The following is a 9,208-nucleotide window of genomic DNA, read 5'->3' on the forward strand; positions in this document are numbered from 1 at the left end:
TATTGCCCGGAGCGGGTTTTGCCGGGGCGCATTCTCGCCGAGTTGGTGGGCAATGACCGTTGCGTGGGTGGTATTACCCCCGCCTGTGCTGCGGCGGCGGCGTGGTTTTATGAGAGGTTTGTTCGGGGTGAGGTGCTGCGCTGCGACGCGGCCACGGCGGAATTGGTGAAGCTGACGGAGAATGCGTTTCGTGACGTGAATATCGCCTTTGCCAATGAGATATCGCTGGTGGCAGAGCGCGCCGGGGTGGATGTGTGGGAGCTGATCCGGCTGGCGAACCGGCACCCCAGGGTGAACATATTGCAGCCCGGGCCGGGGGTGGGTGGGCATTGTATTGCGGTGGACCCCTGGTTCATCGTCGATGCCGCGCCGGAGGAGGCGCGGCTGATCCGCATGGCGCGGGAGGTGAATGACCACAAGGCGGCGCATGTGCGCGCCCAGGTGGCGGCGGCGGCGCGGGCGATGCCGGGGGCGCCGATCACCTGCTTTGGGCTGGCCTTCAAGCCGGATGTGGCGGATCTGCGGGAGAGCCCGGCGCTGGAGATTGCGCGGGGACTGGCGGCGGAGTTTCCGGGCCGGGTGGTGGCGGTGGAGCCGCATGTGGCGGCCGTGCCGGGGCTGGAGTTGCGGGGGCTGGCGGCGGGGTTGGAGCGGGCGGGGATTTTTGTGCTGCTGGTGGATCATGCCGCGTTTCGGGCGGTGGGGCGGGAGAGGCTGGTTGGGCGGTTTGTGGTGGATACCCGCGGGGCCTGGCGGGGTTTGAGCGGAAAGTGATGTTTACGGACAAATACCAGATGTGGTGTGCGGTTGGAGTTTGGGCACAGGATATGGTTATGGGGCCGAACAGACTGTTGAAAGACCAGCGGGGAACAAAGACTAGATCGAGGGGCTTTGCCCCTCGAGCACCCCAGCAAGAAACTTAGTTTCCTGCACCTTCGTTAGATTATTTTCAATTATTCGAGGGTCGAGGAAAATCATCGACATATATCTCGAGCCCGCCGGGAGAGCGCTGGAGGGCGAAGCCCTTTCGCCCTTTCCCCTGGGCATTAGCGCTTCTCGGCAAGCTGCTCACGGCATCACTGCCCGGCCTACCGGTGGGATAAAGCCACCCTTTTAGGCCGCGGCAGCAGGCAAAGTCAAGGACAGAAAGCCTAATCGGCCCTGCCTCAGCCCTGCCTTTCCACCATCAGCGTCTTGATCTTGCCAATCGCTTCCGCCGGGTTCAGCCCCTTCGGGCAGGCCCGGGTGCAGTTCATAATGGTGTGGCAGCGATAGAGGCGGAAGGGGTCTTCCAGATTGTCCAGGCGCTCGCCGGTATATTCGTCGCGGCTATCGGCGATCCAGCGATAGGCGGCCAGCAGCACGGCCGGGCCCAGATAGCGGTCGCCATTCCACCAATAGGAGGGGCAGGAGGTGGAGCAGCAGAAGCACAGAATGCATTCCCACATGCCGTCCAGCTTGGCGCGCTCTTCCTTGGATTGGCGGCGCTCCTCATCCGGCGGCGCGGGGGTATCGGCCTTCAGCCAGGGCTCGATGCTGCGGTATTGCGCGTAGATCTGGCTGAGATCGGGCACCAGATCCTTCATCACCGGCATATGCGGCAGGGGCGAGATGCGGACATCGCCCTTCACATCTTCGATCGGCTTGAGGCAGGCGAGGGTATTCAGCCCGTCGATATTCATCGCGCAGGAGCCGCAAATGCCCTCGCGGCAGGAGCGGCGGAAGGTGAGCGTGCTGTCCACCTCGTTCTTGATTTTGATCAGCGCGTCCAGGACCATGGGGCCGGTTTGGGCCAGGTCGAGTTCGTAGGTATCGGTGCGGGGGTTGTCCCCGGTATCGGGGTCCCAGCGATAGATTTTGAATGCGCGCACATCCTTGGCGCCGGGCTCAGCCTTGAAAACCTGGCCCTGGCCAATGGTGGAGTTCTTCGGAAGGGTAAACGTGGCCATAGTTTAGTACACCCGCGCCTTGGGCGGAAACACCTGGACCTCATTGGTCAGCGTCCGCATTTTGACATCCCGGTAGTCCAGCTTCACCTCGCCCTTGTCGTTCATCCAGGCCAGGGTGTGCTTCATCCAGTTCGCGTCATCGCGGTCTGGGAAATCCTCATGGCTATGGGCGCCACGGCTTTCATGCCGGGCCTCGGCGCCGACCATGGTGGTCATGGCGTTGCCCACCAGATTGTCCAGTTCCAGCGCCTCGACCAGGTCGCTGTTCCAGACCAGCGAGCGGTCGGCGATCTTGATATCACTGTAGCCGGCATGGACCGCCTTGATCTTCGCCACGCCTTCGGTCAGCAGCGCCGAGGTGCGGAAGACGGCGGCGTGTTCCTGCATGGCGCGCTGCATGTTCTCGCGCAGATCGGCCACGCGGGTGGAACCCTTGGCGTTGCGAATGCGGTCGAAGCGGTCGAGCGAGTTTTCGCCGGCACGCGGCGGCAGAGGCGGCTGGGCAGCGCCGGGCTTGATGGTTTCGGCGGCGCGATGCGCGGCGGCGCGGCCGAAGACCACGAGGTCGAGCAGCGAGTTGGTGCCCAGGCGATTGGCGCCATGCACCGAGACGCAGGCCGCCTCGCCCACCGCCATCAGGCCGGGGACAATGGCATCCTGGTCGGCACGGGTGGGGCGCAGCACCTCGGTGTGAATGTTGGTCGGGATGCCGCCCATATTGTAGTGCACGGTGGGCAGCATCGGGATGGGCTGCTTCGTCACATCCACGCCGGCGAAGATTTTCGCGGTTTCGGAAATGCCGGGCAGGCGCTCATGCAGCAAATCGGCGCCCAGATGTTCCAGGTGCAGGTTGATGTGGTCTTTTTTCGGTCCGACGCCGCGGCCTTCGCGGATTTCCATGCTCATGGCGCGGGAGACGACATCGCGCGAGGCGAGGTCCTTCGCGGTGGGGGCATAGCGCTCCATGAAGCGCTCGCCCTCGGAATTGGTGAGGTAGCCGCCTTCGCCGCGCGCGCCCTCGGTCACCAGGCAGCCGGCGCCGTAGATGCCGGTGGGGTGGAATTGGACGAATTCCTGATCCTGCATCGGCAGGCCGGCGCGCAGCACCATGCCGCCGCCATCGCCGGTGCAAGTGTGGGCGGAGGTGCAGGAGAACCAGGCGCGGCCATAGCCGCCGGTGGCCAGCACAACGGTCTGGGCGCGGAAGCGGTGCATGGAGCCGTCTTCGAGGTTCCAGGCCATCACGCCGCGGCAGACGCCCTCATCATCCATGATCAGGTCGAGGGCGAAATATTCGACGAAGAACTCGCAATTGGCCTTCAGCGATTGCTGGTAGAGCGTGTGCAGGATGGCGTGGCCGGTGCGGTCGGCAGCGGCGCAGGCGCGCATCGCCGGCGTCTTGCCGTAATCCTGCATATGGCCGCCGAAGGGGCGCTGATAGATGCGGCCATCTTCCGTGCGGGAGAAGGGCACGCCGTAATGTTCGAGTTCGATGATCGCGGGGATCGCCTCGCGGCACATATATTCGATGGCGTCCTGGTCACCCAGCCAATCCGAACCCTTGACGGTGTCGTACATGTGCCAGCGCCAGTCATCCTCGCCCATATTGCCGAGTGCCGCGCCGACGCCGCCCTGCGCTGCAACCGTGTGGCTGCGCGTGGGGAAGACCTTGGTGATGCAGGCGGTTTTGAGGCCCGAGGCCCCCATGCCGAAGGTGGCGCGTAGCCCGGCGCCGCCCGCGCCCACCACCACCACGTCATAGGTGTGGTCGACAATCCGATAGGCGCCCGCGCTGGGCTTGCTGATGGCGTTCATCTCAACCGCTCCGATGGTCAGAGAATGCTGACCTTTGGTTTAGAACTGGGGTGGAAAGCGCTTACGTAAAGGCGACGCGCAGCACGGCGAAGGCACAAACCAGCGCCATGAGCCAGCAGCCGCCCTTGATGACGAGCAGGGCGGCGATGCGCTGCATGTCCTTGCGCACGTAATCCTCGACGACGACCTGCAGGCCGGCAGCGATGTGGTGGAAGGTGAGGCCGATCAGCGCCAGCATCAGCACCGCATTCACCGGCCAGGCCAGGAAAGCGCGGGTCTGGGCGAAGGAGGCACCGGCGAGGGAGAGCATCGACACCACAAACCACAGGGTGAGCGGCAGCAGGGCGATGGAGGTGACGCGCTGCATCCACCAGTGATGGGTGCCGGATTTGGCCGAACCCAGGCCGCGCACGCGGCCGAGGGGCGTGCGCATCACGGCGGCATTGGTTTTGGACATCTCGTTCATCGCCACACCACCAGGGCCACAACCCATGTCAGCACCGTGAAAACCACCGTGGCCACCATCACCCATTGCCCGGTCTTCATCACCGTGGGCAGGGCGAAGCCGTGGCCGGCATCCCAGGCCAAATGGCGCAGGCCGGCCAGGGTATGGAACCAGGCGGCGGCGGTGAGGCCGAACAGCACCAGCAGGCCGATGAAGGAGGACATGAACCATTGCACCTGGGCGAAGGCCGCAGGGCCGGTGGCAAGGGCTGCCAGCCACCAGACGAGCAACAGAACCCCCACCGACCAGGCAACGCCGGTGATGCGGCACATGATCGAGACGGCGCTCGTCATTTGCAGCATGTCATAGGCTTGCAGATGCGGTGACAGCGGGCGCTGCACCGGGGTTCCGTCCGAACGGCGACCGGCGAAGGCGGCCTGCCGCGGATCAGGCGGGTACGACATGGGCTTTTAAGCTCCGGCTTTGCTGGCCGGTAACCCGGCTCCTCATCCCGGATTTATGGAACCCTGGCGGCACTGCGTCAACGGCGTTGGGCCTGAATTTGCTGCGTTGCGGCAGTTCACAGCGTCCCGATCAGCGCGGGGGCGGGATTTCCACCCCGCCGCCGCCGGGCAGGCCGCGATCGCGCAGGCAGTTGCGGAAGGCGCGGTCGGTCGCCCGGTTCACCTCGCCTTGGATGATCTGGTCGTTATTGCCCGGGCTGAGGGGGCGCCGGGCCTCGCTCACCGCGGGGTCATTGCGGGCGATGCGGCGGCATTCCGCCTGCCCGGGGGTATCGGCGGGGGTATTGCTGGCGGTGGAGCAGCCGATCAGCGGGGCGGCGAGGGCCAGCAGGATGATGAATGGCCTCATGCGTTCAACCAATCCTCGATCAGGCGGCGGGCAATGCTGTCGGCACGCGGCAGGCCGAAGCCCAGCGCCTCGTGATTGCGCAGATCGGCGCGGGAGAACCAGCGCGCATCCTGCAATTCCTCGGGGTCGATGGTGATGTCCTCGCTCAGCCCCTCGGCGTGGAAGCCGAGCATGATGGAGGAGGGGAAGGGCCAGGGCTGGCTGGAATGATAGATGACGCGGCCGACATCGACGCCGGATTCCTCCATCACCTCGCGCCGCACCGCCTCTTCCAGGCTCTCGCCCGGTTCGACGAAGCCGGCCAGGGTGGAGTACATTTTTTGCGGAAAGCGCACGGAGTGGCCGAGCAGGCAATGGTCGCCGCGCACCACCAGCATGATCACCGCAGGGTCGGTGCGGGGGAAGTGCTGCGCCTTGCAGCCGGGGCAGGACATGGCATTGCCGGCGCTGCGGGGTTCCATCGCCGTGCCGCAAATGCCGCAGAAGCGGTGTTTGACCCGCCAATGCATCATGCCGCGGGCATGGGCCAGCACGCTGGCCTCATTGGCTGGGAGCAGGCCGGCCACGGCGCGCAGATCGGTGAAGCTGCCGGCATTGGCGGGCACCGGCGGCGCGTCCTCATGGCTCACATCGATGCCGAAGACCGGTTTTTGCTCCCAGAGGCCCAAAAAGGCCCAGGGGCCGCCGGCCTCACGCAGGCCCTGCGCCGCTTCACCGCCGAGCAGCACGCCTTCGGGGCGGCCCTGTTCCACGCCGCGCATCAGGCTGCGGGCGCGCCAGACGGGGGCGAAGAGGGTGTCTGGCGAGGCCAGGGCGGCGACGATCCAATCCGCATCCTCGCGGTGGTGGCCGGCGCGGTCGAGCGGGCTGCCGGTATAGGCGTTGGTGCGGCTGGCGGGGAATGAAAGGGTCATCGGGGCGAAAACTGCCATGGGGGAGGGGCTTCGGCTACCCCTATGCAGGGCGGCGGATTGGGCGGGTGTGGAAAATGCCTGGCGGTTGCGCTCTTGCCCCCGGCCGCATGCCACGCGATATGGAGGGTGGAAGGTCGGCGGTGGACGGGCTCCTCGCCAACCCGGTCAGGTCCGGAAGGAAGCAGCCGCAACGGGTTCTTGCTCGGGTCATTGAGTCGGCCTTCCACCGCGCCAATCTTGCAACGAGGGGGCTGAGCATGGTGAGCGACATGTTCGGCGCTGATCCGGCAGCGGAGGAAGAGGGTATTCCTGACCCTCCGGCGCCTGAGGGGCCGGGGCTTTTTGGCCTTGATGAGCCGCCCGCGGCCAAACCAGTTGCGGCGCCGGCGGCGGAGAAGCCCGCTTATCGGGTGCTGGCGCGGAAATATCGGCCCAGCAATTTCAATGAATTGATCGGCCAGGATGCGCTGGTTCGCACCTTGCGCAATGCTTTTGCCACCAATCGCGTGGCGCATGCCTTCATGCTCACCGGGGTGCGCGGCGTGGGCAAGACCACCACCGCGCGCATCATCGCCCGGGCGCTGAACTGCATTGGGGTGGACGGCCAGGGCGGGCCCACCGCCGAGCCCTGCGGGGTTTGCGCCAATTGCGTGGCCATTTTGGCGGACCGGCATCCGGATGTGATGGAGCTGGACGCCGCCTCGAATAATGGCGTGGATGATGTGCGGGAATTGCGCGAGGCGGTGCGCTATCGCCCGGCCCAGGCGCGCTTCAAGATCTATATTCTCGATGAAGTGCATATGCTCTCCAACGCTGCCTTCAACGCCCTGTTGAAGACGCTGGAAGAGCCGCCGCCTGCGGTAAAATTCCTCTTTGCCACCACTGAGTTGCGCAAGGTGCCGCCGACTATTCTCTCGCGCTGCCAGACCTTCCATCTCGCCCGCGTGCCGCAGGAGACGCTGCGGGCGCATTATGGCCGGATTTGCGGGCTGGAGGGGGTGACGGCCGAGGAGGAGGCGCTGGCGGTCATCGCCCGCGCTGCCGATGGCTCGGTGCGTGATGGGCTGTCGCTGCTGGATCAGGCGATTGCGCTCAGCGGTGATCATGTGTCGGCCGCCACAGTGCAGGAGATGCTGGGGCTGGCGGACCGGACCTTGGTGCTCGACGCGCTAGAGGCCGCGCTGGAGGGCGATACCCCTGCCCTGCTCGGCCATCTCGACCGCGCGCATGAGCGCGGCGCCGAGCCTGGGGTCGTGCTCTCCGACATGCTGGATTTGGTGCATACGCTCACGCGGCTGCATTCGGTGCCGGCGCTGGCGAAAAACCCGGCGCTGCCCGAGCATGAGCGCGGCCGGGGTGCGGCGCTGGCGCAAACACTCTCCATTCCGATTCTGGGGCGCGCCTGGCAGATTCTGCTCAAGGGCGTGCCGGAACTGGCCGATGCGCCGGACCGGCGGGCGGCGCTGGACATGATTTTGATCCGGCTGGCGCATTTGTCGGACCTGCCGCCGCCGGGCGAATTGGTGCGGCGGTTGAGCCAGGCTGGCGCGGGCGCGGCGCCTGGCCCGGCGCCCGGCGGGGGTGGCGGGCCAGCGCTGCGGGCCATGGCTGGGGGTGGGGCTGCGGTCGCCGTGGCTGCGCCCGCCCCGGTTGCCGCCGCTGCCATGCCCACCACCTGGCAGGAGGTGGTGGCGCTGGCTGCCGCCACCGACCCGATGCTGCATGCGCAATTGCTGCATGATGTTCACCCTGTCAGCCTCGCGCCCGGGCGCATCGAGATTCGCCCCACCGCCCGCGCGCCGCGTGACCTGGCGGGCAAGCTCTCGCTGATGCTGGAGAAGACCACCGCTGCGCGCTGGATGGTGGGTATTTCGCGCGAGGCGGGAGCGCCCACCCTCTCCGACCGGGGCCGCGCCGCGGCGGCGGATCGGCTGGCCGAGGCGCGCAACCACCCGCTGGTGCAGGCCATTCTGGAGGCCTTTCCAGGCGCGCAGTTGCAGGAGGTACGTGACGCGGCCGCCGATGATTATGGCCTCTCCCGCCCCGCCATGCTGGCGCCCGAACCGCAATCCATGCCGGAATTTGCCCCACCCGAGGCGGAGCCGGGGTCCCATAATATGGCGGAGCCGGCGTTTTACCCCACCGATGACGATGAAGCCCCCTTGGAGGATTGATGAAAAATCTTGGCAATATGCTGAAATCAGCCCAGCAGATGCAGACCAAAATGGCGGAAATGCAGGCGCGCATGGAGGCCATGGAGGTTGATGGCCAGGCCGGCGCCGGCATGGTGCGGGTCAAGCTTTCCGGCAAGGGCGAACTCAAGCGGGTGGTCATCGACCCCAGCCTGATGCTGGCCGAGGAGCGTGAGGTGCTAGAGGATTTGCTGGTGGCCGCCCATGCCGATGCCAAGCAGAAGGTGGAGGCCGTGGCGGCCGAGGAAATGCAGAAGGCCACCGCTGGGCTGAATATTCCGGGCGGCCTGCCTGGTGGCTTCAAACTGCCGTTTTGAGCATGCGGGGCTTGGCTGAGCGGGCTGCAAGGTGAGGCACGACCCGGTTGAGCACCTGATCGGGCTGCTCGCCAAATTGCCGGGGCTGGGGCGGCGCAGCGCGCGGCGCGCCGTGCTGCGCATGCTGGGCGAGCCGCATAGCCGCATGCTGCCGCTGGCCGATGCGCTGCGCGCGGCGGCGGAGGCAGTGCGCGCCTGTGCGCGTTGCGGCAATCTCGACAGCCAATCCCCCTGCCGCATTTGCACTGACCCGGCGCGGGACCAGGCAAGTATTTGCGTGGTCGAAGGCGTGGCCGAGCTGTGGGCGCTGGAGCGGGCGCATGCGCATCATGGGCTGTATCACGTGCTGGGCGGCACGCTCTCGGCGCTGGGGGGGGTGCGGCCGGAGGATCTGTCCATTCAGCCGCTGATCGCGCGGGTGGCGGAGGGGGGCGTGGCGGAGGTGATACTGGCCCTGCCGGCGACGGTGGATGGCGCTGCCACCGGGCATGTGCTGGCCGAGCGGCTGGCGGCCTCGGGCATTCGGGTGACGCGGCTGGCGCAGGGTGTGCCGATGGGGGGCGCGCTGGATGTGCTGGATGATGGCACGTTGGCGGCGGCGCTGAAGGCGCGGCGGTTGGTTTAGCAGGCGGCTTGCTTGTGGAGGGGAAGAGCGAAAGGGCTTTGCCCTCTCGCGCTCTCCCACCAGGAAAATGATTTTCCT

Annotated in this window: 10 protein-coding genes and 1 other RNA gene; 5 read left to right on the plus strand and 6 right to left on the minus strand. The window is 66.4% G+C overall.

The window, feature by feature from the left end; genetic code table 11:
- Window positions 1-774: nucleotide sugar dehydrogenase (locus tag ABWP84_RS00975; RefSeq protein ID WP_353210107.1), on the plus strand; the 774-nt coding region annotated here is incomplete at its 5' end.
- 392 nt (window positions 775-1,166) lie between these two features.
- Here ABWP84_RS00975 and ABWP84_RS00980 read toward each other — a convergent pair.
- The 6 genes from ABWP84_RS00980 to nudC form a co-directional block, all read right to left on the minus strand.
- The gene (locus tag ABWP84_RS00980; RefSeq protein ID WP_353210108.1) at window positions 1,167-1,949 is read right to left on the minus strand and encodes a succinate dehydrogenase iron-sulfur subunit; all 783 of its coding nucleotides are present in this window, start codon (window positions 1,947-1,949) and stop codon (window positions 1,167-1,169) included.
- Between the two features lie 3 nt (window positions 1,950-1,952).
- On the minus strand, window positions 1,953-3,764 hold the full coding sequence (gene sdhA, locus ABWP84_RS00985) for a succinate dehydrogenase flavoprotein subunit (RefSeq protein WP_353210109.1): 1,812 nt from the start codon (window positions 3,762-3,764) through the stop codon (window positions 1,953-1,955).
- Window positions 3,765-3,825: 61 nt separating this feature from the next.
- Window positions 3,826-4,230 (minus strand): succinate dehydrogenase, hydrophobic membrane anchor protein, encoded by a 405-nt coding sequence (sdhD, locus tag ABWP84_RS00990; RefSeq protein WP_353210110.1) that lies wholly within the window; start codon window positions 4,228-4,230, stop codon window positions 3,826-3,828.
- Entirely contained in the window at window positions 4,227-4,673 is a 447-nt protein-coding gene (sdhC, locus tag ABWP84_RS00995; RefSeq protein ID WP_353210111.1) for a succinate dehydrogenase, cytochrome b556 subunit, read from the minus strand. The genes sdhD and sdhC overlap by 4 nt, the downstream gene beginning before the upstream one ends.
- A gap of 130 nt (window positions 4,674-4,803) precedes the next feature.
- The gene (locus tag ABWP84_RS01000; protein WP_353210112.1) at window positions 4,804-5,082 is read right to left on the minus strand and encodes a phosphoribosylamine--glycine ligase; all 279 of its coding nucleotides are present in this window, start codon (window positions 5,080-5,082) and stop codon (window positions 4,804-4,806) included.
- On the minus strand, window positions 5,079-5,996 hold the full coding sequence (gene nudC / locus ABWP84_RS01005; RefSeq protein ID WP_353210113.1) for an NAD(+) diphosphatase: 918 nt from the start codon (window positions 5,994-5,996) through the stop codon (window positions 5,079-5,081). Before nudC ends, ABWP84_RS01000 begins: the two co-directional genes overlap by 4 nt.
- 129 nt (window positions 5,997-6,125) lie before the next feature.
- Here nudC and ffs point away from each other — a divergent pair.
- From ffs to recR, 4 genes are all read left to right on the plus strand, one after another.
- Window positions 6,126-6,223: signal recognition particle sRNA small type (ffs, locus tag ABWP84_RS01010), an RNA gene on the plus strand.
- A gap of 42 nt (window positions 6,224-6,265) precedes the next feature.
- Window positions 6,266-8,170 (plus strand): DNA polymerase III subunit gamma/tau, encoded by a 1,905-nt coding sequence (locus tag ABWP84_RS01015; RefSeq protein WP_353210114.1) that lies wholly within the window; start codon window positions 6,266-6,268, stop codon window positions 8,168-8,170.
- On the plus strand, window positions 8,170-8,505 hold the full coding sequence (locus ABWP84_RS01020; RefSeq protein WP_353210115.1) for a YbaB/EbfC family nucleoid-associated protein: 336 nt from the start codon (window positions 8,170-8,172) through the stop codon (window positions 8,503-8,505). The genes ABWP84_RS01015 and ABWP84_RS01020 overlap by 1 nt, the downstream gene beginning before the upstream one ends.
- Window positions 8,506-8,536: 31 nt before the next feature.
- A complete protein-coding gene (gene recR, locus ABWP84_RS01025) occupies window positions 8,537-9,130 on the plus strand; it encodes a recombination mediator RecR (RefSeq protein ID WP_353210116.1) in 594 nt (197 codons plus the stop codon).
- Window positions 9,131-9,208 lie beyond the last annotated feature (78 nt).

This window comes from Rhodovarius sp., from assembly GCF_040399605.1.
GTDB classification, from domain to species: Bacteria; Pseudomonadota; Alphaproteobacteria; order Acetobacterales; family Acetobacteraceae; genus Rhodovarius; species Rhodovarius crocodyli_A.